Below are 26384 nucleotides of genomic sequence, written 5' to 3'. Positions count from 1 at the left end.
GCCCGGGCGGTGTCGGAGGTGACTGGCAGGATGAGCGTCGTGCGGTTCATCGACCTGGCGGCCACCTCCGCCGCCGTGGGCGCCACCAGCGGCCGGCGGGCCAAGGTGGAGCTGCTCGCCGACGCGCTGCGCCGGCTCGACCCGGCCGAGGTGGAGCCCGGCGCCGGCTATCTCGCCGGTGAGTTGCGGCAACGCCAGACCGGCGTGGGCTACGCCAGTCTGCGTGACCTGCCCGCGCCGGCCGTCGAGCCGACGCTGACCGTGGCCGCCGTCGACGCGGCCATCGCCCAGATCGCCGCTGTGCACGGCTCGGGGGCGCAGGCCCGCCGCCGCGCTCTGCTCGGCGCCCTCTACGCGGCGGCCACCGCCGACGAGCAACGGCTGCTGACCGGCCTGTTCGGTGGTGAACTGCGCCAGGGCGCGCAGGCCGGGCTGCTCGCCGATGCCGTGGCCCGGGCCGCCGAGGTGCCGGCCGCCACCGTCCGCCGTGCCCTGCTGCTCGCCGGTGACCTGCGGGCCGTGGCGGTGGCCGCGCTGCGCGGAGGGGCCGCCGAGTTGGCTGGTTTCGGCCTGCGGGTCGGCCGGCCGCTCGCGCCGATGCTCGCCCAGAGCGCCCCCTCGGTTGACGAGGCGCTGGCCGCGACCGGCACGCCGGCCGTGGTCGACGTGAAACTCGACGGCATCCGCATCCAGGTGCACCGCTCCGGCGCCGACATCGCCGTGTTCACCCGCAGCCTCGACGAGATCACCAGCCGGGTGCCCGAGGTCGTCGCGGCGGTGCGCGCCCTGCCCGGCCGCGAGCTGGTGCTCGACGGCGAGGCGATCGGCCTGGACGAGACGGGCCGCCCGCTGCCGTTCCAGCAGACCTCCAGCCGGGCCGCCCGGCGCACCACCCCGAGCACCACCGGCCGTACGCCGGTCGCCCCGGCGGTGCTCGCGGCCGCCGCCATCACCGGCACGACGGTGCTCACCCCGTACTTCTTCGACCTGCTGCACCTCGACGGTGAGGATCTGATCGACCTGCCCGGCCACCAGCGGTGGGCCGCGCTCGCCGGCGCGGTGGACGCGTCACTGCTGGTCGGTCGGATGGAGGTCGACGGTCCGGAGCAGGCCGGGGCGGCGTTCGCCGCCGCCCTCGACGCGGGCCAGGAGGGCGTGGTGGTCAAGGCGCCGGACGCCCCCTACGACGCCGGCCGTCGTGGGGCGGCCTGGGTCAAGGTCAAACCCCGACACACCCTCGACCTGGTGGTGCTCGCCGTGGAGTGGGGCAGCGGCCGGCGCAAGGGCTGGCTCTCCAACCTGCACCTCGGCGCCCGTGACCCGCGCACCGGCGACTTCGTGATGCTCGGCAAGACGTTCAAGGGGCTCACCGACGAGCTGCTGCGGTGGCAGACCGAGCGGTTCCTCGGCCTCGCCGTCGAGCGCGGCGACTGGGTGGTCCGGGTGCGTCCCGAGCAGGTCGTGGAGATCGCGTTCGACGGGGTGCAGACGAGCACCCGCTATCCCGGTGGAATGGCGCTGCGGTTCGCCCGCGTGGTGCGCTACCGGGACGACAAGTCCGCCGCCGAGGCCGACACCATCGACGCCGTCCGCGCCATCCACGCGGGCCGGGTCACCGGCTGACGGCGGTCGGGGCCAGCCCACCGGCTGACGCCGGTTCAGGCTGTCAGGGCGGGGTCAGGCGGAGGCGCTGGGCGTCGGCTCGGCCGCCCGGTCCAGCGGTGCCGGCGCGCCACCGAGGCCGGCGGCCCGGCGTGCCTCGCGGCGGGCCACCCAGCCGTAGCCGAAGATCGCCATCGCGGCGAAGAGCCACCACTGCACGACGTAGCCGAAGTTCTGCCAGTTGTTGGTGTGCCCGACCGGGACGGCCTTGAAGAGCGGGTCGGCGGCCGGGGTCTGCTCGTCCAGCAGCAGGTAGCCGCCGTAGACCGGGTAGGGCAGCTCGCGGGCCAGCCGCGGCACGGCGATCCGCCGGGTCTCCAGCCGTCCGTCGCGGCGGTCCACCACGCCGGCGCCGCTCTCGGTCTCGTGCACCCGGCCGCTGACCGTGACGTCGCCGCCCGGCGGGGTGGGCACCGACGGTTGGGCGGTCGCGCCGCCCGGAGCCGGCGGGATCCAGCCCCGGTCCACCAGCAGCGCGGTGCCGTCGGCGAGCACGAGTGGGGTGAGCACCTCGAAGCCGACCCGGCTGTCGACCGTCCGGCCCCGGACCAGGACGGTGTTCGACGTGTCGTACCGGCCGGTGGCGGTGACGCGGGTCCAGACCCGGTCCTTCGCGGGAGCCGGACCGGCGGTGCCGGGCCCGCCGGCCGGCGGGCGGAACGCGTCGGCCAGGGGCGCCGGGGCCATCCGCTCGCCCGCGTCGATCCGCTCGTTGATCTCGGTACGACCCCGGTAGCGGTCCAGCTGCCAGTTGCCGAGCCACACCATGACGGCGGCGGCGACCAGCGTCAGCGCGAGGGCGCCCAACCAGCGTGGGCTCAGCAGGAACCGGTACACGGCACCGAGGCTACCCGTATGACCGGGGCCACTCACCGCGACCGGGCCGGGACGGTCCGCCGACCCCCGGTTGGCGGTGCTCGCCCGTCGGTGCGGGCGAGTATCGTCACGCCGACGGATCGACCCCCTCGGTTGTCCGTCGCGTACCCGCCGCCGCCCGCGAGGAGTCGATGATGACCGTCGTGCCGCGCCTGGTGCTCAGCGCGCCGTCCTCCGGGCACGGAAAGAACGCGTTGGCGATCGGGCTGCTCGCCGCCCTGGCCGAGCGGGGTGTCGACGTCGCCGGGTTCAAGCTCGGCCCGGACCACGTCGACGCCGCGTACCTCGGTCTCGCCGCCGGCCGACCGGGCCGGGTGATCGATCCCCGGCTGGTCGGCGTCGACCGGCTCGCCCCGCTGGTCGCGCACGGCGCCGCCGGTGCCGGTCTCGCGGTCGTGCAGGGCAGCATGGGCCTGTACGACTCGGTGGGCGGCCGGCCCGAGCAGGAGTCCACGGCCGCCGCCGCGGCGGCGCTGCGCAGCCCGGTGGTGCTGGTGGTCGACGTGGCCGCGATGGGTCAGTCGGTGGCCGCGCTGGTGCACGGGTTCCGCTCGTACGACGAGCAGTTGTGGTTGGGCGGGGTGATCCTCAACCGGGTGGCGTCGTCGCGGCACGAGAGCATGCTGCGCGAGGCGTTGGACGACGTGGGTGTGCCCGTCTACGGCGCGCTGCGCCGCCAGGATCTGCCGGCCGTGCTGCCGTCCCGCCGGCACGGGGTCGCGCCGGTCGTCGACTCCTCGGCCGACGCCGTCCGCGCGGTGCGTCGCCTGGGTGAGGCCGTCGCCGCCACTGTCGACCTGGAACGTCTGCTCGGGCTGGCCCGTTCCGCTCCGCCCCTGCCGGCGGTGGCCTGGTCGCCGGGGGACGCGCTCGGTGAGCTGGTCGTGCCCGCGCAGCGTCCGCTGGTCGCGGTGGCCGGTGGTCCGGGTGGCAGCTTCAGCCACCCGGAGACCGCGGAGCTGCTGACGGCGGCCGGCGCCGAGGTGGTCACGGTCGACCCGCTGCGCGACGAGGCGTTGCCCGTCGGCACGCGGGCGCTGGTCGTCGGGGGAGCGCTGCCCGAGGCGTACGCCGAGCAACTGTCGGCCAACCGTCGGCTCTGCATCGCGGTGGCCGAGTTGGCGCGTACCGGCCGGCCGGTGGTCGCCGAGGGCGCCGGTCTGCTCTGGCTGGCCCGGGAGCTGGACGGGCTGCCGATGTGCGGTGTGCTGGACGCGGTGGGCGCGAGCCGCGACGGCCTGGTGGTGGGCTACCGGGAGGCGACCGCCGAGACCGACAGCGTGGTCGCCGCGAGCGGCACGGTGGTTGTCGGGCACAAGGAGCACCGGGCGGTGCTCACCCCGCGCGCCGGTCAGCGGCCGGCGTGGCGGTGGGAAGGTGGCACGCCGGAGGGGTTCGTCTGGCGCAACGTGCACGCCTCGCAGCTCACCCTGCACTGGGCCGGTCATCCGGCGACCGCCGCCCGGGTGGTGGCCGCGGCGGTGGGCGAGCCAGCAGCCGAGGCGGTGTCACAGCCGGTGGTGCCGGCGTGATCGGTCAGGTGGCGGTCCGCCGGTTTCCGGTGTTGACCGTCTCCACCCCGCGTACGGAGGTGCGCCGGCTCACCGCGGCCGACGCGGCGGCGGCCGGCGAGATCTTCGCCGACAAGCTGACCCGGCGTTGGCTGCCGCTGCCCGGCGACTCCGGTCCGATCGACGGGCACGCCTGGTGCACCGACCTGGCCCGGCAGCGACGCGACAGCGGCGAGGGCGACCACTACGGAGTGATCCGCCGGGAGGACGACCAGGTGGTCGGCTCCCTCTGGACCCGGCGTACCGACTGGGGTGCCCGCCTCACCGAGGTCTCCTACGCGATGGCCCCGCACGCCCGGGGCTTCGGCCTGGCCGCCGAGGCGGTGGACGCGGTGGCCATCGCCTTGATCCTGGAGCACGGTTTCCAGCGGGTCGAGCTGCGGGTCGCGCCCGGCAACCTGGCGTCCCGCCGGGTCGCCGAGAAGGCCGGCTTCAGCTACGAGGGCCTGTTGCGCAACGCCGGCTTCGTCGGCGGTGGCCGGGTCGACCTCGAAGTCTGGTCGTTCGTGGCGGCGGACCTTCGCTGAGCCCCGCCGCCCGGCGGACCTTTCGCCGACCCCCGCCGTCACCCGACGATGGCGTCTGAGGGCGGCGTGAACTGGCGGGTAGGTGTGCCCTTGAGGCCGTCGCGCAGGGTCTGTGCCACCGCCGCGATCGGGATCTGGGACTGTCCGTCACCGACCGCGTTGAACGGATTGTCCGGGTCGGAGATGAAGCTCGCCGCAGCCAGTTCCGGTGTGAACCCGACGAACCAGGCGGACCGGGTGCTGTCGGTGGTACCCGTCTTGCCGGCGACCGGGCGGCCGACCGTACCCCGGACGCTGTCGGCCGTCGACCAGCCGCCGCAGCCCCCGCGTGCCGGGGTGTCCCCGGTCGGGCAGCGGGCGGCGTCGGTGGCCGCGCGGGCGGCGTCGGCGCTGACCACCTGGCGGCAGCGAGGCTTCGCCACCTCGCGCTGGATGCCGCCCGGCGTGGTGTACGTGGCCGGTGTGCCGTCCCGGTTCATGATCGCCTGCACGGGTATCGCCTCGCAGTAGCGGCCGTCGGCCGCGATGGCCGCGTAGGCGTTCGCCATCTCCAGCGGGGTGGCGTCGGAGACGCCGAGGGTGAACGCGCCCCACTTGTTGGCCTTGCCCGGTGACGCCTGCTCCCGGTCGACGTCGGTACGCCAGCGCAGGCCGAGCTGTTCGGCGAGTCGGACCGCCTTCTCCGCGCCCACCTTCTCCTCCAGCCACACGAAGTACGTGTTGACGGATTTGCCGAAGCCCGACCACATGGTCTGCTGGCCGGTCATCGCGCCGCTGGCGTTCGACGGCGCCCAGCCGTCGTAGACGGACGACTTGTAGCGGTACGGGGCGTTGAACGAGGTGGACAACGTCATCCCGGAGTCCAGCGCGGCCAGCATCGGGAACATCTTGAACGTCGATCCGGCCTGGTAGCCGGGCAGGTCTCCGCCGCCGAGCAGCGGCGCCACCGTGTTGGGGTAGTTGGCCTTCACCTTCGGCCCGGCCTCGGGATTGGAGCTGGGTGGATTGTCGGCCAGATCCAGGGAGTAGTTCCGGTTGACCGCCATCGCCTTGACCCGCCCGGTGCCCGGTTCGGAGACCACGATGCCGTTGGCGAACGGGCTGCCGGTGCCCTCCTTCGCGCCGACGTTCTTCTCGGCCGCCTCCTGGACCTTCTGGTCGAGGCTGAGCACGATCCGGTAGCCGCCCCGGCGCAGCTTGTCCATCCGTTCGAGGCGGTTGCTGCCGAACGCCGGTTGCGCGCTCCACCAGTTCTTCACGTAGTCGCAGGCGAAGCCCCAGCTCTGGTACTTCTCGATGATCGAGGCGCAGTCGCTCGGTGGGGTGGTGAGCTTCAGCCGGATCGGCTCGGACTTCGCGGCGGCGGCCGAGTCGGGGGACAGGTAGCCGAGCTGGCTCATCCGGTCCAGGACGTAGTTGCGCCGCCCGGTGGCCTCCTTCTGGTCGGAGTCGGCCGGGTCGTACTCGGAGGGGGACTTGACGAGCCCGGCGAGGGTGGCCGCCTCGACCGGGGTGAGGTCCTTCGGGGTCTTGGAGAAGAAGATCTCGCTGGCCGCGTAGATGCCGTACGCCCGGTGACCGAAGTACGCCGAGTTCAGGTAGCGCTCCATGATGTCTTCCTTGCTCATCTCCTTCTCCAGGTCCAGCGCCATGCGCATCTCCTTGACCTTGCGCAGGCTGGTCTGCTGGGTGGCCTCCTGGACCTCCTTGGGGGTGGTGGCGCTGTCCCGCAGGGCCATCCGGACGTACTGCATGGTCAGCGTCGACGCGCCCTGGGACAGCCCGCTGGAGTGGGCGTTGGCCACGAAGGCGCGGGCCACGCCTTTCGGGTCGACGCCGTGGTGCTGGTAGAAGCGGGAGTCCTCGGCGGCGACGATCGCCTGCTGGATGTTCGGCGACATGTCCGACAGCTTCGTGTACTGCCGGTACTCCTCGTAGAACATGGTCAGCACGGTCTTGCCGTCCGGGGCGTACAGGTAGGAGGTTTCGGCGGGCAGGGCTTTGGTCAGCAGCCGGGTCTTCTGCTCCGTGGCGTGCGCGGTGGCCTTCGCGCCGAGCCCGGTGAGGGCGACCAGCGGGTAGGCGGCGGCGGCGATCACGATGCCGGCGATGAGCCCGGCGCGCAGGAGAGGAACGAGACGACCAGCGGCAGCAAGGGGTCGGTTGCTCACGTCGCAAAGTTATGACATTTCCGATTCGTACATGAGAAGAACTCATAAACCCGCGAGGTGGTGACATGGCTTACGTCGACATCGACTGTCCCGCCGGCCACCTTCCCGGCAGGATCGCGGACATGCGTGATCAGCCGTGCGGGGTGTCGCCGTTCGTCGACGCCGAGCCCGACCTGGCGCACCACGGCGACGCCGAGGCCAGCGCCGGGTTGGTCGACCTCGCCGTCAACGTCCGCCGGGCGCCGCTACCGGCCTGGCTGGCCGATCCGATCGCCGCCACCCTCACCGACCTGGCCCGCTATCCGGCCCCGGCCCCGGCCCGCGCCGCCGTCGCCGCCCGGCACCGGCGTCACCCGGACGAGGTACTGCTCACCGCCGGGGCCGCCGAGGGCTTCGTGCTCATCGCCCAGGCGCTGCGCGGCGTGCGCCGGCCCGTGGTGGTGCACCCGCAGTTCACCGAGCCGGAGGCGGCGCTGCGGGCCGCCGGGCACACGGTCGAACGGGTCCTGCTGGACCCGGCCGACGGCTTCCGCCTCGACGAATCCCTCGTGCCCGCCGACGCGGACCTGGTCATGATCGGCAACCCGACGAACCCCACCTCGGTGCTGCACCCCGCCCGGACCATCGCCGCGCTCGCCCGTCCCGGCCGGGTGCTGGTCGTCGACGAGGCGTTCGCCGACACCACGGGCGGCGCGGACACCGGCGAACCCGAGTCGCTCGCCGAGCGGCGCGACCTGCCCGGGTTGCTCGTCCTCCGTAGCCTCACCAAGACCTGGGGCCTGGCCGGCCTGCGGATCGGCTACCTGCTCGGCGACGCGGCCCTGCTGTCCCGGCTGGCCGCCGTCCAGCCGCTCTGGGCCGTCTCCACGCCCGCGCTGGCCGCCGCCGAGGCCTGCGCCACGCCCGTCGCGGTCCAGGCCGAACGCGCGATCGCCGCCGAACTCGCCGCCGACCGCGACCACCTGGTCGCCTGCCTGTCCGACCTGCCGGGCGTACGCGTCGCCGGCCGCCCCGCCAGCGCGTTCGTCCTGCTGCGCCTGCCCGACGCGACCCGGGTACGGGCCGCCCTGCGCGACCGGGGCTGGGCGGTCCGCCGGGGCGACACCTTCCCCGGGCTCGGCCCGGACTGGCTGCGCGTGGCGGTACGCGACCGAGACACCACCGACGCGTTCATCGCGGTGCTGCGCGAGATCATGGAGGCATGATGCTGGAGACCACGACGTCGGCGATCCGGCCCCCGGACGAGGCGGCGATGGCCGCCGCCCGCGAGCTGCACGGCCGGCTGACCAAGCCGGCGGGCTCGCTGGGCCTGCTGGAGAACCTGTCGGTACGCCTCGCCGGACTGGCCGGGATCTGCCCGCCGCCGGTGCCCGAGCCCGCCGCCGTGGCGATCTTCGCGGGCGACCACGGGGTGCACGCCCAGGGAGTCACCCCGTGGCCGCAGGAGGTCACCGCGCAGATGATCGGCAACTTCCTGGCCGGTGGCGCGGTCGTCAACGCGTTCGCCCGGCAGGCCGGCGCGTCGGTCACCGTGATCGACGTCGGGGTGGCCCACCCGCTGCCCGCGCCCACCGGGTCGGCCGCGCCCGCGTCGGACCTGGCCGCGCCCACGGGCTCGGCCGCGCCCGTGTCGGACCTGGCCGCGCCGCGGCTGATCGACGCGTCCGTACGCCGCGGTACCCGCGACCTGTCGGTGACCGCAGCGCTCACCCGGGACGAGGCGCTGGCGGCGGTCCTGACCGGCGTCCGGGTCGCCGACGAGCTGATCGACGCCGGCGCCGGCATCCTGCTCACCGGGGACATGGGCATCGGCAACACCACCCCGGCCGCCGCGCTGATCGCCGCGTTCACCGGCGTCGACCCGCTCGACTCCACGGGTCGGGGCACCGGAGTGGACGATGCGACGTACGCCCACAAGGTGGCCGTGGTGCGGGCCGCGCTGGCCCGGCACACCCCCGACCCGGCCGACCCGCTGGGTGTCCTCGCCGCCGTCGGCGGTTTGGAGCACGCCGCCCTGGCCGGGCTGATCCTCGGTGCCGCCGCCCGTCGTACGCCGGTCCTGCTGGACGGGGTGATCGCGGTGTCCGCGGCGCTCGCCGCCGCCGCGTTCGCTCCGGACGCGGTCGCCGCCATGGTCGCCGGACACCGCTCGGCGGAGCCCGGCGCGACGGTGGCGTTGCGACACCTCGGCCTCGACCCGCTCATCGATCTGGGGCTGCGCCTCGGCGAGGGCACCGGCGCGCTGCTGGCGCTGCCGGTGGTCACCGGCGCGGTCCGGGTGCTGCACGAGGTCGCCACGTTCGACTCGGCCGGCGTGGCCGAGAAGTGACCACGTCCAGCGAGCGGTCCGGTGGTGCCGGATGAGCGCGAACCCGTACCCCCTTGGTCTGCGGCTCGACGGACGGCGGGTGGTCGTGGTGGGTGGCGGCGCGGTCGCCACCCGGCGCGTGCCGGCGCTGCTGGACGCCGGCGCGGATGTCCTGCTGGTGGCACCGGAGCTGACCCCGGCGTTGCAGGCCCGGGTCGACGCGGGTCGGCTGCGCTGGGTGCCGCGCCGCTTCGTGCCCGAGGACCTGGACGGGGCCTGGCTGGTCCAGGTGGCGATCGACGATCCGACCGCGGCTGCCGCGGTCAGTGCCGTCGCGGACGAGCGGCGGATCTTCTGCGTACGCGCCGACGACCGGGCGGCCGCCACCGCCTGGACTCCGGCGGTGACCCGGCAGGGACCGGTCACCGTGGCGGTGCTCGGCGGTGGTGACCCCCGACGGGCGATGAGCGTCCGCGACGCCATCCGCGACCTGCTCGCTGCAAGGAAGGGCCCCCTCTTAACGCCTGGGGTAGAGGAAGGGGCCCTTCCTAACTCGACCGGCGGGCGGGTGGCTCTCGTCGGGTCCGGGCCGGGTGACCCGGAGCTGATCACCGTGAAGGGCTGGCGGCTGCTCACCGAGGCGGATGTGGTGGTCGCCGACCGGCTGGTACCCGGCCTGCTCCTGGACGAGCTGCGCCCCGACGTCGAGCTGGTGGACGCCTCGAAGATCCCCTACGGCCCGTCACGCGCCCAGGAGGAGATCAACCAGATCCTGGTCGACCGGGCGCTGGCCGGCGCTGCCGTGGTGCGGCTCAAGGGCGGCGACCCGTACGTCTTCGGCCGGGGCGGCGAGGAGTTGCTGGCCTGCGCGGCGGCCGGTGTGCCGGTGACCGTCGTCCCCGGGGTGACCAGCTCGATCGCCGCGCCGGCTGCGGCCGGCATCCCGGTCACCCACCGGGGGGTGGCGCACGAGTTCACCGTGGTCTCCGGGCACGTGGCGCCCGACTCGCCGGCGTCGCTGGTGCGCTGGGACGCCCTGGCCGGCCTGCGCGGCACCCTGGTGATCCTGATGGGGCTGAAGAACCTCGCCGCTATCGCCGAGACGTTGATCGCGCATGGCCGGTCGCCGCAGACACCGGCCGCCGTGGTCCAGGAAGCCACCACGGGCACGCAGCGGGTGCTGCGGTCCACGCTCGAAGCGGTCGCCGCCGACGTGCACACAGCCGAGGTGCGCCCACCCGCCGTGGTCGTCGTGGGCGACGTGGTGGGTGCCCTCGACGCCTGAGCAACGGGTGCCCACCGATCTTGCGGTTTCGGCGGTCGATACGCTTTATATCTCCCTTGTGTCGGGACAGGAAGTGCAAGATCGGCGAGCAGGGTAGTCCGGATGCGGCGATCATGGAGTTGTGGTGCCCGGGTTGGTGCCTTACCGGCGTTTTGTTGCCCACCACGGCGCCATGATCGGCGAGGTGGTGCCACGTGACGACGGGGCCGGGAGCGTCAGCGCTCCCGGCCCCGTCGTACGTGCTGTCGTTACTGCTTGAGCATGTTGTCCAGCAGCAGGGCACAGCGGATCAGCCCGAGGTGGCTGTACGCCTGCGGGTGGTTGCCCAGGCCGCGCTCGGCGAGCGGGTCGTACTGCTCGGGGAGCAGGCCGGTCGGGCCGGCGGTCAGCACCATCTGCGCGAACAGCTCCTCCGCGTCGGTGCGGCGGCCGGTGCGCAGGTACGCCTCGATCAGCCACGCCGTGCAGATGTGGAAGCCGCCCTCGCGGCCGGGCAGGCCGTCGTCCCAGTGGTACCGGTAGACGACCGGGCCGCTGCGCAGGTCCGCCTCGATCTTCAGGACCGTGGACAGGAAGCGCGGGTCGTCACCCGGGAGCAGGCCGGAGAGGCCGATCCAGAGCGACGAGGCGTCCATGTCCTCGTCCCCGTACGCGACGCTGTACGCCTCGACGTCGTCGTGCCAGCCGTGCTCCAGCACGTTCGCGCCGATCCGGTCGCGCAGGTCCGTCCACTCGGGCCGGTCCTCGCCGCCGTGCTGACGCATCACGTGCAGCGCCCGGTCGACGGTCATCCAGCACATCACCTTCGAGAAGACGTGGTGCCGGGGTGGCAGCCGCGCCTCCCAGATGCCGTGGTCGGGCTCGTGCCAGCGGCGGCGGACCGCCTCGACCATGTTCTCCAGGACCCGCCACTCGTCGTCGCGGACCGAGCCGCGCGCGTCGGCGACGGCCGCGATCAGGTCGGCGATGGGGCCGAACACGTCGAGCTGGAGCTGGTGGTTGGCGAGGTTGCCGACCCGGACCGGCCGGGAGCCGGCGTACCCGGGCAGCGTGTCGATGACCGCCTCGGCGCCCAGCTCGTACCCGTCGATGGTGTAGAGCGGGTGCAGCCGCTCCGGGTGGCCGCCGGTGCGCTCGATGCAGCCGTCCACCCAGCGCAGGAACGCCTCGGCCTCGTCGATGGAGCCGAGGTCGACGAGCGCGCGGGCGGTCAGCGCGGCGTCGCGCAGCCAGCAGTAGCGGTAGTCCCAGTTGCGGACGCCGCCCAGTTCCTCCGGCAGGGAGGTGGTGGCCGCGGCGAGGATCGAGCCGGTCGTCTCGTGGCAGAGCCCGCGCAGGGTGAGGGCGCTGCGCGCGACCAGGTCACGGGAGGTGGACGGCAGCCGCAGCGAGGCCACCCAGTCCTTCCACGGCTGCTCGGCAGCGGCCTGCCGCTCGTGGATCGGCACCCGGTGGTGCTCCAGGCTGTGCGTGCCGAAGCGCAGCTCCAGCACGACCTGCCCACCAGCGGCGGAGAGGTCGACGACCGCCTTGGCGGTCTCGTACCCACCGTCGTTGTTGACCTGCCACTCGACCCCGGGGGAGTAGAGGGCGACCGGTTCGTTCGAGCCGAGCACCAGCAGGCCGTCGCCGACGGGCTGCAACTGCACGGCCACCTGGCCGAACTCGGGGCGCGGCGCGAACTCCACCCGGACCCGCCCGTTGCCGCTGAGGACCCGGACGAGGGTCGAGTCGCCGGTGACCACGGCGGGACCGTCGGGCGTCGTCTCGCGGGCCGGCTTGTCCAGCCAGTCGGTGACGGTGAGCCCGGACCACCGGGTCTCGACGGTCATCGTGCCGGAGCGGTAGCGCTGGCCCAGCGGGATGCCGCCGCGCTCCGGGGCGATGCTGAAGTGACCGGCCGGGCTGCCGCCGACCAGGTCGGCGAAGATCGCCGCCGAGTCCGGCTTGGGGTGGCAGAGCCAGCTCACCTTCGCCTCGGGGGTGAGCAGGGCGACGGTACGACCGTTGGCCAGCATCGAGTGCCGCTCGATGGGCACCGCCCGCTCGCCGAACAGCCAGTGCCGGCGGGTCTCCAGCAGCAGCCCGAGCGCGCGGGCGGCCTCGATGGGCTCGGCCACCCGGAAGTTGGCCTTGGTGTCGCCTGGGCCGATCTTGATACCGAGGTCCGGCCCGTGCAGGTTGCCGAAGGCGTTCTCATCGGTGACGTCGTCGCCGATGAAGAGCACCGCGCTCGCCGAGAGCTGGGTCCGTAGCTGGTCGACGGCCGTGCCCTTGTGGGTGGCCACCACGGACAGCTCGATGACCTCCTTGCCCTGCGTCACGGTGACGCCGTCGAAGGCGGCCGGGCCGTTGCGGACGGCCTCGATGGCGGCGGCGGCGACCTGCGGGTCGACGCCCCGGGTGTGCACCGCGACGCTGGCCGGCTTGCGTTCGAGCCGGATGCCCGGGTGTTCGGCGGCGATCTCGCGCAGCGCGTTGCGCACCTGGGTGCGGACCGCGACCAGCTCGGGGGAGAGGCGCTCGACGAAGCCGATGTCGAATTCGGAGCCGTGGCTGCCGACGAGGTGTACCTCGCTGGGCAGCCGGGAGAGCGCGGCCAGGTCGCGCAGGGCGCGACCGGAGACCACGGCCACGCTCGTCTGCGGCAGCGCCGCGAGCGCGCGGATCGCGGCCACCGACTCGGGCAGCGGTACGGCGGTGCTGGGATCCTCGACGATCGGCGCGAGTGTGCCGTCGTAGTCGCAGGCGATCAGGAGCTGCGGAACCCGGGCGATCCGGCCGATGGCGGATCGCAGTTCGGGGTCCATCACCCCGGTGGCGATCGCCGTTCCGTCGTTGACGGCCGTGTTCACGCGGCCTCCGCCTCGGAAACTCCCAGTTCGGAGAGGAAAGACTTGGCCCAGTGCCCCACGTCGTGGGTACGCAGGTGACGTTGCATTGTCCGCATCCGGCGGCGTGCCTCGGTTTTCTCCACGTGCACGGCCCGGAGCAGGGCGTCCTTCACCGCGTCCGGGTCGTGCGGGTTACATAGGAATGCCTGGCGCAGCTCCGTTGCGGCGCCAGCGAACTCGCTGAGCACGAGCGCACCGCCCTGGTCGGCACGGGATGCGACGTACTCCTTGGCCACGAGATTCATGCCGTCTCGCAGCGGGGTCACCATCATCACGTCCGCAGCAACGTACATCGCGGCCAGTTCACTGCGACTGTACGACTGATGGAGGTAATGCACGGCCGGCACGCCGACTCGGCCGAATTCGCCATTAATCCGACCAACTTCGCGCTCCACCTTGACCCGAAGTGCCTGGTAGTGCTCGACGCGCTCGCGACTCGGCGTGGCCACCTGCACCATAACGGCGTCCGGAACTGTCAACTTTCCGTCAGCAAGCAACTCGCGGAACGCCTTCAGGCGCAACTCGATGCCCTTGGTGTAGTCGAGCCGGTCCACGCCCAGGATTATCGTCTTCGGGTCGCCCAGTTCGGCGCGGATCTGCTTGGCCCGCGCCTGGATCGCCGGGTCGGCCGCCATCCGCTCCATCTCCTGCGTGTCGATGGAGATGGGGAAGGCGCCCGCCTTCACCTGCCGACCGTCGACCTGGATCATCTGACCCTCGTACCGGAGCCCGAGCAGGTGCCGGGCCAGCCGGACGAAGTTCTGCGCGGCCAACCGCTGCTGGAAGCCCACCAGGTCCGCGCCGAGCAGACCGCGCAGCAGCTCGGTACGGAACGGCATCTGCATGAACAGCTCGATCGGCGGGAACGGGATGTGCAGGAAGAAGCCGATCCGCAGGTCGGGGCGCAGCTCGCGGAGCATGGCCGGCACCAGTTGGAGCTGGTAGTCCTGCACCCAGACCGTCGCGCCCTCGGCCGCGACGTCGGCTGCGGCCTCCGCGAACCGGGCGTTGACCAGCCGGTACGCCTCACGCCAGCGACGCTTGTACGCCGGTGTCTCCACCGCGTCGTGATAGAGCGGCCAGATCGTCGCGTTGGACTGGCCCTCGTAGTAGCGCTCCAACTCCTCGGCGCTCAACGGGACCGGGTGCAGCCGGATGCCCTCCAGGTCGAACGGCTCGGGAGCGGCACCGGTGCCGCCGGCCCAGCCCACCCAGGTGCCCTGGTGCTCGGCGAGTACGGGATGCAGCGCGGTGACCAGCCCACCGGGGCTGCGTCGCCACTGCCGTCCCTCGGGTGTGCTCACCTCGTCGACCGGCAGACGATTCGCCACTACGACAAAGGAGCTACGGACGGTCACGATCGGCCACCTCCGGGTACTGACGGGTCCACCGCGATGAGCGTACTGAGCGTAGCTGCGGTGTCTGGGCCCCCGTGCCGGAGTCTCCTACCCGCCCAGTGTGCGGTGAATCCTGAAGGTGATCTTGTCGACAGCCCGACGGTCAGAGGTCGACGCGCTCGCCGGCGTACTCCTGGGGCGGGGTGATGTGGGCGAAGCGCGTCGTACCTGTCAGGATTGACGATGGCGTGCGCGCGGCCGGCTCCCGGCCGGCGGCGGCGGGCGGAGGTCTCAGCTCGCGCCGCGCCGCCCACTCAGGCGACAGCAAACCGACGGAGGTAGCCCGCACCGTGGCCCAGTACATCTACGTCCTGGAAAAGGCGCGCAAGGCGCACGGCGACAAGGTCGTGCTCGACAACGTCACGTTGAGCTTCCTGCCGGGGGCCAAGATCGGTGTGCTCGGCCCCAACGGCGCCGGTAAGTCCAGCCTCCTCAAGATCATGGCAGGGCTGGACAAGCCGAGCAACGGCGAGGCCCGGCTCATGCCCGGCTACACCGTCGGCATGCTCGCCCAGGAGCCCCCGCTCAACGAGGCCAAGACCGTGCTCGGCAACGTCGAGGAGGCGGTCGCCGAGACCAAGGCCAAGCTGGAGCGGTTCAACAAGATCGCCGAGCAGATGGCGACCGACTACTCCGACGAGCTGATGGAGGAGATGGGCAAGCTCCAGGAAGAGCTTGATCACCTCGACGCCTGGGACGTCGACTCCAAGCTCGAACTGGCCATGGACGCGCTGCGCTGCCCGCCGCCGGACGCCGACGTGACCCAGCTCTCCGGTGGTGAGCGCCGCCGGGTCGCGCTCTGCAAGCTGCTGCTGGAGGCGCCCGACCTGCTGCTGCTGGACGAGCCCACCAACCACCTGGACGCGGAGAGCGTCTCCTGGCTGGAGCAGCACCTGGCGAAGTACGCCGGCACCGTCATGGCGATCACGCACGACCGGTACTTCCTGGACAACGTGGCCAACTGGATCCTTGAGCTGGACCGTGGCCGGACGTACCCGTACGAGGGCAACTACTCCACCTACCTGGAGAAGAAGGCCGCCCGGCTGGCCGTCGAGGGCCGCCGCGACGCCAAGATGAAGAAGCGCCTCACCGAGGAGTTGGAGTGGGTCCGCTCCAACGCCAAGGCCCGGCAGACCAAGTCCAAGGCCCGCCTGGACCGGTACGACGAGATGGCCACCGAGGCGGAGAAGACCCGCAAGCTGGACTTCGAAGAGATCCAGATCCCGCCGGGCCCGCGCCTGGGCAGCACCGTGATCGAGGCGCAGAACCTCAGCAAGGGCTTCGGTGACCGGCTGCTGATCGACAACCTGTCGTTCTCGCTGCCGCGCAACGGCATCGTCGGCATCATCGGCCCCAACGGCGTCGGCAAGACCACGCTGTTCAAGACCATCGTCGGGCTGGAGGAGCCGACCGCCGGTTCGGTGCGCGTCGGCGAGACGGTCTCGCTGTCGTACGTCGACCAGAACCGCGAGGGCCTCAACGGCGACAAGACCGTCTGGGAGGTCGTCTCCGACGGGCTGGACTACCTGATGGTGGGCAAGGTCGAGATGCCGTCGCGGGCGTACATCGCGGCGTTCGGCTTCAAGGGGCCGGATCAGCAGAAGCCGACGAAGGTGCTCTCCGGCGGTGAGCGCAACCGGCTCAACCTGGCGCTGACCCTCAAGATCGGCGGCAACGTCATCCTGCTCGACGAGCCGACGAACGACCTGGACGTGGAGACGCTGTCCAGCCTGGAGAACGCCCTGCTGGAGTTCCCCGGCTGCGCCGTGGTCATCTCTCACGACCGGATGTTCCTGGACCGGGTCGCCACGCACATCCTGGCCTGGGAGGGCGACGACCAGGACCCGTCCAGGTGGTTCTGGTTCGAGGGCAACTTCGAGGCGTACGAGAAGAACAAAATCGACCGCCTCGGCGCGGAGGCCGCCCGACCGCACCGGGTGACCTACCGCAAGCTGACCCGTGACTGACCGGTTCGTCTACCACTGCACGCTGCGCTGGTCCGACCTGGACGCGTACGGACACGTCAACAACTCGCGCTTCCTCACGCTGTACGAGGAGGCGCGGGTGGCGTTGATGTTCGCCGGCGGCCGGGCCTGGGGAGTGGGCTCGTTCGCCGACGGGGTGGTGATCCGCCGGCACGAGGTCGACTACCTGCGCCCGGTCGACTACGCGCTCGGACGGGCCACCGCGGAGTCCGCGCCCACGGTCCGCATCGAGCTGTGGGTGGAGGAGATAAGGGCGTCCCGGTTCACCGTCGCCTACGAGCTGTACGACGGTGAGGTGCTGGCCAGTCGCGCCCGCTCGGTGCTGGTGCCGTTCGACCTGACGCGTCAGGTGCCCCGGCGGATCACCGTCGAGGAGCGGGACTTCCTGCTGACGTACGCCCCGCAGGGCGGCGGATCGTGACGCGGCCGGAACGGGTGGCGTCGTCGGCGTCCAGCCACGGCCTGGCCGGCGTGGCCGACGCGGGCGCCTTCCTGGCCCGGCTGGTCCGGCTGGACCCGGCGGCGCCGGTGCGGCTGCGGCCGGCCGGCGCTTCCGGGCGGGTCGTCCTGTGGGCCCGGCTGCCGTGGCAGGTGCTGGTCGCCTCCACGGTGGCCGGCGACGCCGCCGGGGACGTCACCGTGGGCGCGGCCGACCTGCTGGCCGAGCTGGGACGCGGCGGTACCGCGTTGCCGGAGCGCCGGGACGCGCAGTGGCGCTGGCCCCTGCCGCCGGCGCGCAGCGAGCCAGTTGAGGTGCTGCCCGGCGTCGAGGTGCGCCGGATCGCGGCCGCGGCGGCGGGCACCCTGCGTACGGCGAGCGCCGAGGGGGTGGCGGGCCGCGCGGTGGGTCAGCGGGTCCTGCGCGACGCGCTGCTCGACCACGTGGCGGTGGTGGTCACGCCGGACGATCCGCCGGGCCCGCCGGTCGAGGTGCCGCAGCGACTGGTGCAGGGACTGGTCCGGATGGGCTTCCTCGGCGCGGTCGACGAGCCGGCCGTCCCTGCGGCGCGCGCCGCGGTGCGGGTAAGGGTCGCCGGCCGTTGGGTGGGCCTGGTGGGACCGTACGGAGCGGCCTGGTTGCAGAAGGCCACCGATCTCGCCGTGACTCCGCTCACTACTCGTCCGAACGGATGACCCCCCTTCATTCTTCTGGGCCGGTGGGGTCGTTGGGGGGGTGCTTCAACCCGGCTGTCCGGGTACCGTCCATCCTCGGATCCAACGCACCGTAGGCGGCTGGATCCGCTGGGGAGTGAGGTGCGACGAGCGATGCCGTGGTGGTCATGGCGCCCCGGTCCCGCCGACGGCGGTGATCCGGAAACCCGAAGCGGGATCACAGTGGAGAGCGCGGTCCGGGTCGGGCCGCCGAGTCCTCGCCAGCCGGGGGACGACTGCCCGGGCAGCGACCGACCCGTACTGGCCGAAATGGCGGCCAGCATCGAGCCGGTGAGCCTGCGCCGGGTCTGTGACGCACTCGACCTGCTCGACGTGCGTTACCTGGCCGACGGTGACGGCAACCTGCTGGCCATGTGGGAGCGCCACGCCGTGCTGGTGACCCTTGAGGGTCCGGAGGACGAGATCCTGGTGATGCGGGCCCGCCCGCACGCCACGGTCCCGCCCGACTGGGCCGACCGGGCCTACCGGGTGGTCAACGAGTGGAACCACACCCGCCGCTTCTGCAAGGCGTACATCGGTGATCCGACCGAGCGCGGCCAGCTACCGATCTACGCCGAGCTGCAGGTCCCCCTCGGCGCCGGTACGCACGACGCGCTGCTGGTCGAGATGCTCGACTGCGGCGCGGCCGTGGCCACCAGCTTCGTGGACTGGCTGCACGACGAGGGCGCGCTGCTCTGAGACGGGCCGCGGCCCGGGTGCCCGGTGCGCGCGCCGTCAGGCGCGCTCGGCCGGGTCCTCCATGGCGTTGACCATGAAGTACGCGGCCCGCTCCAGGTAGTCCCAGAGGGCGACGGCGAGCTGCGGTTCCAGGTCGAGCCGGTCCACCGCCTGGCGCATGTGCCGCAGCCAGGCGTCCCGCTCGGCCACCCCGATCCGGAACGGGGCGTGCCGCATCCGCAGCCGTGGGTGACCGCGCTGCGCGGAGTACGTGTTCGGCCCACCCCAGTACTGCATCAGGAACAGGGTCAACCGGTCGGCCGCCGGGCCCAGGTCCTCCTCCGGGTACATGGGTCGCAGCAGCGGATCGCTGGCGACGCCGACGTAGAACTCGTCCACCAGCCGGCGGAAGGTGGGTTCGCCGCCGACCGCTTCGAAGAGCGTCATCGACGCGTCGGGACGGTCGGATTCACCTGCGGGGTTCACCATTCCATCCTGCCAGGTGCGTCGGCCGTGGACCCGACCCGGAGGCCGTGCGTCGGCTCACCCCGTGGATCACGTGACCGCGTGCCGACGGTGGCCTCCGGCTGCCCGGGGGTCGGTGAGCCCCGTCGTCCCGCTGACGGCGACGTCGCCCGCCGCGCGGGCCTGCGCGACGTTGGCGGCCGTGGCTGCCGCCACCGCCTCCTCCATCGTCTGCCGGCTCGGCCAGCGCAGGGTGGCGACAGTCATCAGCAGCACTCCGGCGGCGCTCCAGAGGCCGACCACCACCGGGATGGGGAACCGTTCGGCGAGCAACCCGGTAACCAGCACGGCGATCCCCTGGATGACCTGCACACCGGTGGCCATCACGCCGAACGCGCGAGCCCGGAACCCGGCCGGCAGGGCCCGGACGAACAGCCCGTTGGCCATCGGGAGCATGCCGGCGACCGCGAATCCGCACAGGGCGGCCAGCAGCGCCACCACCAGCGGTGGCGGATCGAAGAGCGCGGGCACCAGCGCCAGCGGGGCGAGCACCGCGAGCGGGCGCATCATGGCCAACCGGCGGGCCGGGCCGCACAACCGGCTCACCAGCAGCCCGCCGAGGATGAAGCCCACCGGACTGGCGACCATGATGACGGCCTGCGCGGTACCGGCGGCCATGCCGCTCCTGGCATCGTCGTTGGCCCAGGCGGCGGCCAGCCCTTCCGGGACGATCGAGAAGAGCATCGCGCTGAACACCAGCACCGCGATGGCCCGCAACACCGGCGTACGGAAGACGATCCCGAAGCCCTCGGCGGTCTCCCGCAGCAGGTGGCCCCGGTGGGCGGTGGCTATCGCGGCGGCGTGATTCCGGACGCCGAAGCGCAGCAGCAGCGCCGAGACGCCGAAGGTCGCGGCGTTGAACAGCAGCGCGACGGTCGGGTCGATCGAGGCGACGGCGGCGCCGAACAGGTACCCGACGACCTGTGCGGCCTGCCCGATACTGCCGTTCAGCGACAGTCCGACCACCAGGCGGTCTCCGGTGAGGATCTGCGGCATCAGCGCCGACTTCGCCGCCTGGCTGGGCGGGTTGGCCAGCGTGGTGGTGAAGAGGAGCACCAGCACCACCGGGACCGGCAGACCAGGGAGGGCGATGAGCACCATCAGCACCATCCGGATGACGTCACACGCCACCATCACCCGCCGGTACGGGTGCCGCTCGGCCAGCGCGGCGAGCAGCGGACCACCGAGCAGCCACGGCAGGTAGCTCACCGCGAACGCGGCGGCGGAGAGCGCGACGGACCTGGTCTGCTGGTAGACGAGGAGGGTCACGGCGGCCCTGGCGACGTAGTCACCGACCCAGGACAGCGACCCGGCGGTGAAGACAGCCCGGAACTCACGTTGGGCAAACACTTCGCGAAAAGTGGCCGGACCTTCCGCGGAAGGTCGCTCGTCGGGCACCGTCGCCTCCATCGGCCCCCGGGCACGGCTGCTTGTGGCCGCCGGGCCGGGAACACTCGTCAGATCTGTCGGATCAGCGAGGATGTGACCGCGCTCCAGCGGGAACGCGTGCTTCGGGATTCTGCCCGATCGTCCGACGACTAGCTAGGGTGAACGGATCGTTCGTCGCATCCCCGACTGAACGAACGGACGATACTCCAGGGGCCGGCTGGACCGCGACCCCTGGATTGCCGGCCATTCTCACCGGGTCAGGTGGCGCCGCCCTGACCGGTCTCACCGTCCGGCAAGGGCCGGCTCGGCACGCCGGGATAGCTGCGGGCAGCGGCGATCTGCGCGGTGATGCCCGAGTTCTCTAGCGCCTCCGCCAACCTGCGCCGCAGTTCCCGGCCCACCGCGAACTGGCCGTCGGCAGTCGTCTTGACCACCGTTCGGATCACGGCGCCCTCCACCGTCATCTGCTCGACGCCCAGCACCTCCGGCGCCTCCACGATCTCCGGCGACAGGTCCGGGTCCACCGCCACCGACGCGGCGGCCGTCCGCAGCACCGCGTTGGCCTCCTCCGTGCCGCTGAAGCCGATCGGCAGGTCCACCACCACCAGCGCCCAGCCCTGGCTCTTGTTGCCGACCCGGATGATCTCGCCGTTGCGGATGTACCACAGCACGCCACGTCCGTCCCGGACCGTGGTGACGCGCAGCCCGACCGACTCCACGACGCCCGACGCCTCGCCGAGGTCGACGTTGTCGCCCACGCCGTACTGGTCCTCGATGAGCATGAAGAGACCGGCGATCAGGTCCTTGACCAGGCTCTGCGCGCCGAAGCCCAGTGCGACGCCGGCGATGCCGGCGCTGGCCAGCAGCGGCGCCAGGTCGAAGCTGAACTCGCGCAGGATCATCAACAGCGCGATGCCGAAGACGAACGCCGTGGTCAGGCTGCGCAGCACCGAGCCGATCGCCTCGGCCCGCTGCCGCCGCCGCTCCGGCACGAACTCGGTCGGGTCGACCGCCGCGGTCGGCACCCGCTCGCGCAGCGGCCGCAGCATCGTCGGCACCGCGCCGTCGGTGGTCGTCCGGACCAGCCGGTTGATCGTCCGGTGCAGCGCCCAGCGCGCCACCATCGCCAGCGCCAGGATCAGCAGGACCCGCAGTGGCTTGAGCAGGATCCAGTAGCTGCCCTCGGCGAACCACGCCGAGCGGGTGATCCCGTAGATCCATTCGCAGGAGGTGCTGCCCTGACAGTTCACCGACACGACGTCGGGCAGGGCAAGGGGCGTCACGCTGGCGGCACTCACCCTGTCTTCGTACCGCAACACCTCGGACCGGTCGCCGCCGACCCACCAGCCGGGTGAGATGCGCCGGAGCGCCGGGTCGGACCGGGGCGAACCGGCCATCGTGACAGGTGCGGAAAAGAGCTTCACATCCGACCCCGGATTAGTACGTGCAATCCGGGGTCCGATCAGGGACTATTGGCGCAACGGACGTCGGTGATCGAACGGGCGTCGACGGTGCGGGCCCTCGTGCCCAACTCCGGTCGGCGGCAGGTTCGCAGCAGCCGCTGAACCGGGAGGGTGATCGCGATGCCTGACATACGACCCGCGGTGGGCTCCGGCGCGCTGGTTCTCAACGCCACCTACGAGCCGCTGTGTGTCGTGTCGGTGCGTCGCGCCGCGATCCTCGTCCTCTCCTCCAAGGCCGTCTGCGTCGCCGACGGCGACGGCATCCTGCACAGCGCCCGGGACGCGCTGCCGGTGCCATCGGTCGTGCGGCTGACCCGCTTCGTCCGGGTGCCCTACCGCACCCACGTCGGGCTGTCCCGCCGGGCGATCTTCGCCCGGGACGGTTGGCGGTGCGCCTACTGCCGGGGCCCGGCCGAGACCATCGACCACGTCTTCCCGCGCAGCCGGGGCGGCCGGCACGCATGGGAGAACGTGGTCGCCGCGTGCGCGCGGTGCAACCACACCAAGGGCGACAAGACTCCGGCCGAGCTGGGTTGGCGGCTGCACGCCCTGCCGGCCGCGCCGAAGGGCACCGCGTGGCGGGTCCTCGGGCACCGCGCTCCGGACCCGCGCTGGGCCGACTGGCTCGACCTGCGCGAGCCCGAAGCAGCGGCCTGACCCGTACCCGTGCGGGCCCGGCTGCACCCGCGGGCCCCGCCGTGCAGGACGGCAGGCCGGCGTCGGGCTCAGTCCTGCTGGCCGGCGGCCCGGCGCGTCGCGCGCTCGTGCCGGTCGACCGCCCGCCGGTGCGCGATGGCGAGAAGCCGGTCGACCTCGGGCAGCATCTGCGGACCCGGCATCACGATGCTGGCGAAGCCGTACAGCGCGTAGCCCGGGTGCGGCGTGAGAGTGTCCAGCCGGGCGTAGTCGAAGTCCTCCCGGTGCTCCTCGAAGGCAGCCGGCGCGAAGCCGAACGCCTTTTCGAACTCGGCCCGGCCCAGCTCCAGGTTGAGGCGGAAGACGCCGGGGCGGTCGAGCTGCCCGGCCTCGTCGAAGCCGGGCACGTCGTGCTCGACGATGGTGGCGAACGGTTGGCGGCGGTCCGGCCCGACGTGGAAGAAGCGATCGCCCCACGCGGCCTCCGGTGATCCGTTCTCCGCGCCCGCCACCACCTGTTCGACGCCGGGCAGCGCGCCGATCCGCTCGGCGAGCACGGCCGCGTCGACGCCGGTCGGGATATGCAGCACCGCCTCGGCGTTGTCGATGGTCGCCTGGTCCAGCGGGAAGTAGCGGTAGTCGTGCGTCCTGCGCTCGGCCGGCTCGATGTCGGCCGTCGGGACGTACCCGGGGAGGTCGCCCAGACGCTGGAGCCGACCCTCGTAGGTCGACGCGGCGGGCGCGTCGATGCCGAGCGCGGGGCTCGCGCCGAGGGCGCCGACCACCACCGCGTACCGCTCGCCCAGCAGCGCTCCGACGATCGCGCCGGCGCCGGCCCACGACACCGTCGCGCCACCGATCGTCATGGTGGCCGGATGGCGTCGCAGGTGCGTGTTGTGCGCGAAGACCAGCGTCGGTCCCCGGTCGGCCTCGACCGCCCGGATCGCGAGCAGGTTCTCGGCCATCAGCGCGTCCCGGACCCCGGCCAGGCGCGCGAACCGTTCCTCCGGCGCGAGGTCGGTCGCCGCGGCGGCGTGGTACCGCAGCAACGCGACCGCGGACATGGCGTGCACGTGGGCCTCCCGCCAGCCCGCGGGCCGGCGGTGCGCCTGGAGAAACAGCTCGGTCAGCAGGTCGTCGGCGAGGACCCGCAGCCGGTGGGCGTCCGTCGAGCGTCCGACGGACCGGCCCGGCTCCCACACCGCGGCCGTGTCGCTCCACCGGGCCTCGTCCCCGACCAGGTCGTCGATCTCCGCCGACCGGTCCAGGCCGAGAAAGTCGCAGACGAACGTCAGGTGCCGGCGCGGGCTCGGGGCGCCCTCGATCTCCAGCGGCGCGTCGAAACCGTGGAACCGCAGGCGCTGCGCGGCGGGTCGTCCGGCGTTCCACTCCCGCATCCGCAGCAGCAGGTCACGGTTGGCCGGGGCGGCGCCGAAGCCGTGACTGAACCCCTCGGCGAGCGCGCGGTCGAGCGGCACGGGCCCGCCGTCCACGAACTCGTCGGCGAGCAGCCCGGCGGCCCGGTCGCTCTCCAGGGCGATGGAGCGGTAACCGTGCTCGGCCAGCGTCAGGAAGGTGTCGTTGCGGATCTGGAGGAAGGCGGATTCACCGTGCGTCGGCTCGCCGATCGCGAGCAGGGTCGGTGAGCCGGCGAGCAGGTCGAGAACAGTGGTCATTGCATCGACCGTATCGTTGAACCAGCGGTTGAGACTTCAGAGCAGGAGAGCACGGTGGTCACCCCAAAACCCTCAAACCCAGGGGTACGCCGGCCGGTCGACCTCGCCCGGCGGCACGGGCTGTCGGCGCAGGCCGTCCGCAACTACGAACGCGACGGTGTGCTGCCGCCGGCCGAGCGCACCGTCAGCGGGTACCGTCGGTTCACCGAGACGCACGCCCGGGCACTTGACGCCTACCTCGCCCTCGTCGCGGGCCACGGTCACGCGGCCGGCGGTGACATCATGCGCGCCGTCAACCGGGGCGAGCTCGACACCGCGTTGCGGGCGATCGATGACGGCCACGGCCTGCTGCGACGCGACCGGGAGACCCTGGACGCGGTCGAGGTGGCGGTCGGCACGCTCACCGCCACGAAGCCCGCGCCGCAGACCCGGCGGGCCGTACCGATCAGCGTGCTCGCGCACCGGGTCGGCGTACGACCGGCGACGCTGCGCAAGTGGGAGTCGGCCGGAATCCTGCGACCGGAGCGCGACCGGGCCACCCGCCACCGCGTCTACTCGCCCGACGACGTCCGGGACGCCGAACTCGCGCACCTGCTGCGCCGGGGCGGGTACCGGCTGAGCCACATCGCCGACGTGCTGCGTCGCGTACGGGACGCCGGCGGCGCCGAACCACTGGCCGCGTCAGTGACCCAGTGGCGCGGACGACTCACCGAGCGCGGCCGGGCCATGCTCACCGGGGCCGCCCGGCTCGCCGCGTACCTCGACGACGGCGCGGGAGGTCACCCGCCACGTGCCTCGACCAGCGAGGCGAAGACCACCAGGTTGTCCGAGTAGCCGGTCTCACCGCCCACCCACCGGCCGCCGCAGGTGATCAGTCGCAGGCTGGGACGGCTGAAGTCGCCGTACACCTCGTCCACCGGTAGCCGATCCTTGCTGAACCGCTCCACCGAATCCACCTCGAAGACCGCCACCCGACCGTCGGCGCGGGTGATGTCGACCCGGTCGCCGGAGCGCAGTTCCCGTAGCCGGTGGAAGACGGCCGGCCCGGTGGTCGTGTCCACGTGCCCGACGATCACCGCCGGCCCGTACTGCCCCGGGGTGGGGCCCTGGTCGTACCAGCCGGCCTCCTGCGCGCGGGCCACGTCGGGCACGGCGATGGTGCCGTCCGGGGCGATGCCCACGTCGTGCAGCGGCGCCCGCAGGTCGATCGTGTCGATGGCGAGGGCGGTCGGTGGGCTGGCCGGCAGCACCGGGAACTTCTTCGGCGGCGGCCGCAGGCCCGCGCTGATCCGGTCCGGCAGCAGACTCACCCCGGTCACCCGTTCGACGCCGAGCATCGCCACGATCAGCACCATCAGCGTGGCGATGACCAGGACCGGCACCCCCGGACCGGTACCGCCCAGCCGACGCCGGGCCAACGGTGACCCGCCGGGACGGCGCGGCGGCAGCGGCCGCGCGTCCGGGTCGGTGGTGGCGACACTGGCGGAGACCGCCTGCCCGGCGACCCGCCGCAGCCGGCCCGAGGCCCGGGCCACCAGCCGGCCGGCGGCGCGCAGCGTCCTCGCGGCCCGGACGCGGGCCGTACGGTCCGACCGCGCGGAGCGGGCAGGGCCATCCGGCCGCGTACGCGCGGAGCGGGCAGGGCCATCCGGCCGCGTACGCGCGGATCTGCGGGTCATGGCAGCTCCGGGTCAGGAGCCGGCTCCGGGCCGACGCCGGCCGCCCATCATGCCGAGCGCGACCGCGGCGGCCACCAGTGCCACGCCGCCGAGGACCAGGACCGAGCCGGTTCCCCGGCCGCCGGCGGTCCCGCCGCCCCCGGTCGCCGGCCCCTTGCTGGGCGAGGCCATGTTGAGCACGGTCAGCATCGTCTGCGCGGTCTGGTTGTTCTGGCAGCGCAGGTCGACCTGGTAGTCACCGGGCTCCTTGTTGCCCGGAACGGTGACCTCTCCCTTGAGGAAGCCGTTGTCCGGCCTGAGCATGACGTGCCCGAACGCGTCGGAGCGTACGTTCGCCTGCCGATCGTTGTTGTTGTCGCAGCTCGCGCGGATCGTGACCCGGCTGCCCGCCGGGACGCTGTTCGGTGTCACTTCGACGAAGGTGTTCTCGCCCGCGTGGGCCGGCGCGACCGACAGCAGGACGATCGCCCCGATGAGTCCGACCAGTGTCAGAGCGGACGAGAGCGCGCG

22 protein-coding genes are annotated in these 26384 nt (G+C 72.7%); 12 read left to right on the top strand and 10 right to left on the bottom strand.

Going from position 1 to position 26384, the window contains the following annotated elements; translation table 11 throughout:
- Positions 1-30 precede the first annotated feature (30 nt).
- Positions 31-1623: an ATP-dependent DNA ligase gene (locus tag AB0J36_RS25325; RefSeq protein ID WP_363661192.1), complete on the top strand. Its 1593-nt coding sequence runs from the start codon at positions 31-33 to the stop codon at positions 1621-1623.
- Between the two features lie 54 nt (positions 1624-1677).
- Here the strand turns inward: AB0J36_RS25325 and AB0J36_RS25320 are convergent, their stop codons facing one another.
- Positions 1678-2499, bottom strand: coding sequence for an SURF1 family protein (locus tag AB0J36_RS25320; RefSeq protein ID WP_357133623.1), 822 nt, complete (start codon positions 2497-2499; stop codon positions 1678-1680).
- A gap of 173 nt (positions 2500-2672) precedes the next feature.
- Between AB0J36_RS25320 and AB0J36_RS25315 the strand changes: the two genes are divergently transcribed.
- A complete protein-coding gene (locus AB0J36_RS25315; protein WP_357133621.1) occupies positions 2673-4070 on the top strand; it encodes a cobyrinate a,c-diamide synthase in 1398 nt (465 codons plus the stop codon).
- Positions 4067-4636, top strand: coding sequence for a GNAT family protein (locus AB0J36_RS25310; protein WP_357133619.1), 570 nt, complete (start codon positions 4067-4069; stop codon positions 4634-4636). Before AB0J36_RS25315 ends, AB0J36_RS25310 begins: the two co-directional genes overlap by 4 nt.
- 38 nt (positions 4637-4674) lie before the next feature.
- On the opposite strand, the gene AB0J36_RS25305 is transcribed toward AB0J36_RS25310, so the two are convergent.
- Entirely contained in the window at positions 4675-6807 is a 2133-nt protein-coding gene (locus AB0J36_RS25305; RefSeq protein WP_363661191.1) for a transglycosylase domain-containing protein, read from the bottom strand.
- Between the two features lie 122 nt (positions 6808-6929).
- Between AB0J36_RS25305 and cobC the strand changes: the two genes are divergently transcribed.
- The 3 genes from cobC to cobA are packed head-to-tail and all read left to right on the top strand — an operon-like array spanning position 6930 to position 10400.
- Positions 6930-8012 carry an Rv2231c family pyridoxal phosphate-dependent protein CobC gene (gene cobC, locus AB0J36_RS25300; protein WP_357174744.1) on the top strand — a complete coding sequence of 361 codons (1083 nt, stop codon included), beginning with the start codon at positions 6930-6932 and terminating at the stop codon, positions 8010-8012.
- On the top strand, positions 8012-9136 hold the full coding sequence (gene cobT, locus AB0J36_RS25295; protein ID WP_357174814.1) for a nicotinate-nucleotide--dimethylbenzimidazole phosphoribosyltransferase: 1125 nt from the start codon (positions 8012-8014) through the stop codon (positions 9134-9136). Before cobC ends, cobT begins: the two co-directional genes overlap by 1 nt.
- A gap of 31 nt (positions 9137-9167) precedes the next feature.
- Positions 9168-10400 carry a uroporphyrinogen-III C-methyltransferase gene (gene cobA, locus AB0J36_RS25290; protein WP_357133613.1) on the top strand — a complete coding sequence of 411 codons (1233 nt, stop codon included), beginning with the start codon at positions 9168-9170 and terminating at the stop codon, positions 10398-10400.
- Positions 10401-10648: 248 nt separating this feature from the next.
- Here the strand turns inward: cobA and otsB are convergent, their stop codons facing one another.
- Both otsB and AB0J36_RS25280 read right to left on the bottom strand, forming a co-directional pair.
- Positions 10649-13210: a trehalose-phosphatase gene (otsB, locus tag AB0J36_RS25285; RefSeq protein ID WP_357133688.1), complete on the bottom strand. Its 2562-nt coding sequence runs from the start codon at positions 13208-13210 to the stop codon at positions 10649-10651.
- Positions 13211-13251: 41 nt separating this feature from the next.
- On the bottom strand, positions 13252-14652 hold the full coding sequence (locus tag AB0J36_RS25280; protein ID WP_355052272.1) for a trehalose-6-phosphate synthase: 1401 nt from the start codon (positions 14650-14652) through the stop codon (positions 13252-13254).
- A gap of 329 nt (positions 14653-14981) precedes the next feature.
- Between AB0J36_RS25280 and ettA the strand changes: the two genes are divergently transcribed.
- The 4 genes from ettA (at position 14982) to AB0J36_RS25260 (ending at position 18527) form a co-directional block, all read left to right on the top strand.
- Positions 14982-16658 carry an energy-dependent translational throttle protein EttA gene (ettA, locus tag AB0J36_RS25275; protein ID WP_357133610.1) on the top strand — a complete coding sequence of 559 codons (1677 nt, stop codon included), beginning with the start codon at positions 14982-14984 and terminating at the stop codon, positions 16656-16658.
- On the top strand, positions 16651-17097 hold the full coding sequence (locus AB0J36_RS25270) for a thioesterase family protein (protein WP_357395260.1): 447 nt from the start codon (positions 16651-16653) through the stop codon (positions 17095-17097). The genes ettA and AB0J36_RS25270 overlap by 8 nt, the downstream gene beginning before the upstream one ends.
- Entirely contained in the window at positions 17094-17810 is a 717-nt protein-coding gene (locus AB0J36_RS25265; RefSeq protein WP_357133606.1) for a hypothetical protein, read from the top strand. The genes AB0J36_RS25270 and AB0J36_RS25265 overlap by 4 nt, the downstream gene beginning before the upstream one ends.
- A gap of 132 nt (positions 17811-17942) precedes the next feature.
- Positions 17943-18527, top strand: coding sequence for a YbjN domain-containing protein (locus tag AB0J36_RS25260; RefSeq protein ID WP_357133604.1), 585 nt, complete (start codon positions 17943-17945; stop codon positions 18525-18527).
- A gap of 36 nt (positions 18528-18563) precedes the next feature.
- Here the strand turns inward: AB0J36_RS25260 and AB0J36_RS25255 are convergent, their stop codons facing one another.
- From AB0J36_RS25255 to AB0J36_RS25245, 3 genes are all read right to left on the bottom strand, one after another.
- Entirely contained in the window at positions 18564-18995 is a 432-nt protein-coding gene (locus AB0J36_RS25255) for a globin (RefSeq protein WP_357133602.1), read from the bottom strand.
- A 66-nt stretch (positions 18996-19061) separates the two neighbouring features.
- Positions 19062-20441: an MFS transporter gene (locus AB0J36_RS25250; protein WP_357133600.1), complete on the bottom strand. Its 1380-nt coding sequence runs from the start codon at positions 20439-20441 to the stop codon at positions 19062-19064.
- Positions 20442-20677: 236 nt separating this feature from the next.
- Positions 20678-21844: a mechanosensitive ion channel family protein gene (locus AB0J36_RS25245; RefSeq protein ID WP_357133598.1), complete on the bottom strand. Its 1167-nt coding sequence runs from the start codon at positions 21842-21844 to the stop codon at positions 20678-20680.
- A gap of 159 nt (positions 21845-22003) precedes the next feature.
- Here AB0J36_RS25245 and AB0J36_RS25240 point away from each other — a divergent pair, with 159 nt between their 5' ends.
- A complete protein-coding gene (locus AB0J36_RS25240) occupies positions 22004-22540 on the top strand; it encodes an HNH endonuclease (protein ID WP_357133596.1) in 537 nt (178 codons plus the stop codon).
- A 68-nt stretch (positions 22541-22608) separates the two neighbouring features.
- On the opposite strand, the gene AB0J36_RS25235 is transcribed toward AB0J36_RS25240, so the two are convergent.
- On the bottom strand, positions 22609-24195 hold the full coding sequence (locus tag AB0J36_RS25235) for a DUF6194 family protein (RefSeq protein WP_357133594.1): 1587 nt from the start codon (positions 24193-24195) through the stop codon (positions 22609-22611).
- A 54-nt stretch (positions 24196-24249) separates the two neighbouring features.
- On the opposite strand from AB0J36_RS25235, the gene AB0J36_RS25230 reads away from it, so the two are divergent.
- Positions 24250-25029, top strand: coding sequence for a TioE family transcriptional regulator (locus AB0J36_RS25230; protein ID WP_357174752.1), 780 nt, complete (start codon positions 24250-24252; stop codon positions 25027-25029).
- Here AB0J36_RS25230 and AB0J36_RS25225 read toward each other — a convergent pair.
- A complete protein-coding gene (locus AB0J36_RS25225) occupies positions 24975-25751 on the bottom strand; it encodes a class F sortase (RefSeq protein ID WP_357395304.1) in 777 nt (258 codons plus the stop codon). The two genes, AB0J36_RS25230 and AB0J36_RS25225, sit on opposite strands and share 55 nt — an antisense overlap.
- A 135-nt stretch (positions 25752-25886) precedes the next feature.
- Complete coding sequence (locus AB0J36_RS25220) at positions 25887-26360, bottom strand: hypothetical protein (RefSeq protein ID WP_357395301.1); 474 nt, start codon at positions 26358-26360, stop codon at positions 25887-25889.
- Between the last annotated feature and the right edge of the window lie 24 nt (positions 26361-26384).

This window comes from Micromonospora sp. NPDC049662, from assembly GCF_040675055.1.
In the GTDB taxonomy this organism is placed as follows: domain Bacteria; phylum Actinomycetota; class Actinomycetes; order Mycobacteriales; family Micromonosporaceae; genus Micromonospora.
Note: the sequence above shows the minus strand (reverse complement) of the source record. Positions and strands in the feature narration are given on the sequence as shown.

Bases quoted from the DNA above. Each gene is read 5' to 3' on its own strand.
- AB0J36_RS25325 (WP_363661192.1), top strand. From the start codon at position 31: ATGAGCGTCGTGCGGTTCATCGACCTGGCGGCCACCTCCGCCGCCGTG.
- AB0J36_RS25315 (WP_357133621.1), top strand. From the start codon at position 2,673: ATGACCGTCGTGCCGCGCCTGGTGCTCAGCGCGCCGTCCTCCGGGCAC.
- cobC (WP_357174744.1), top strand. From the start codon at position 6,930: ATGCGTGATCAGCCGTGCGGGGTGTCGCCGTTCGTCGACGCCGAGCCC.
- cobT (WP_357174814.1), top strand. From the start codon at position 8,012: ATGCTGGAGACCACGACGTCGGCGATCCGGCCCCCGGACGAGGCGGCG.
- cobA (WP_357133613.1), top strand. From the start codon at position 9,168: ATGAGCGCGAACCCGTACCCCCTTGGTCTGCGGCTCGACGGACGGCGG.
- otsB (WP_357133688.1), bottom strand. From the start codon at position 13,210: ATGGACCCCGAACTGCGATCCGCCATCGGCCGGATCGCCCGGGTTCCG.
- AB0J36_RS25260 (WP_357133604.1), top strand. From the start codon at position 17,943: ATGCCGTGGTGGTCATGGCGCCCCGGTCCCGCCGACGGCGGTGATCCG.
- AB0J36_RS25255 (WP_357133602.1), bottom strand. From the start codon at position 18,995: ATGGTGAACCCCGCAGGTGAATCCGACCGTCCCGACGCGTCGATGACG.
- AB0J36_RS25250 (WP_357133600.1), bottom strand. From the start codon at position 20,441: ATGGAGGCGACGGTGCCCGACGAGCGACCTTCCGCGGAAGGTCCGGCC.
- AB0J36_RS25240 (WP_357133596.1), top strand. From the start codon at position 22,004: ATGCCTGACATACGACCCGCGGTGGGCTCCGGCGCGCTGGTTCTCAAC.
- AB0J36_RS25235 (WP_357133594.1), bottom strand. From the start codon at position 24,195: ATGACCACTGTTCTCGACCTGCTCGCCGGCTCACCGACCCTGCTCGCG.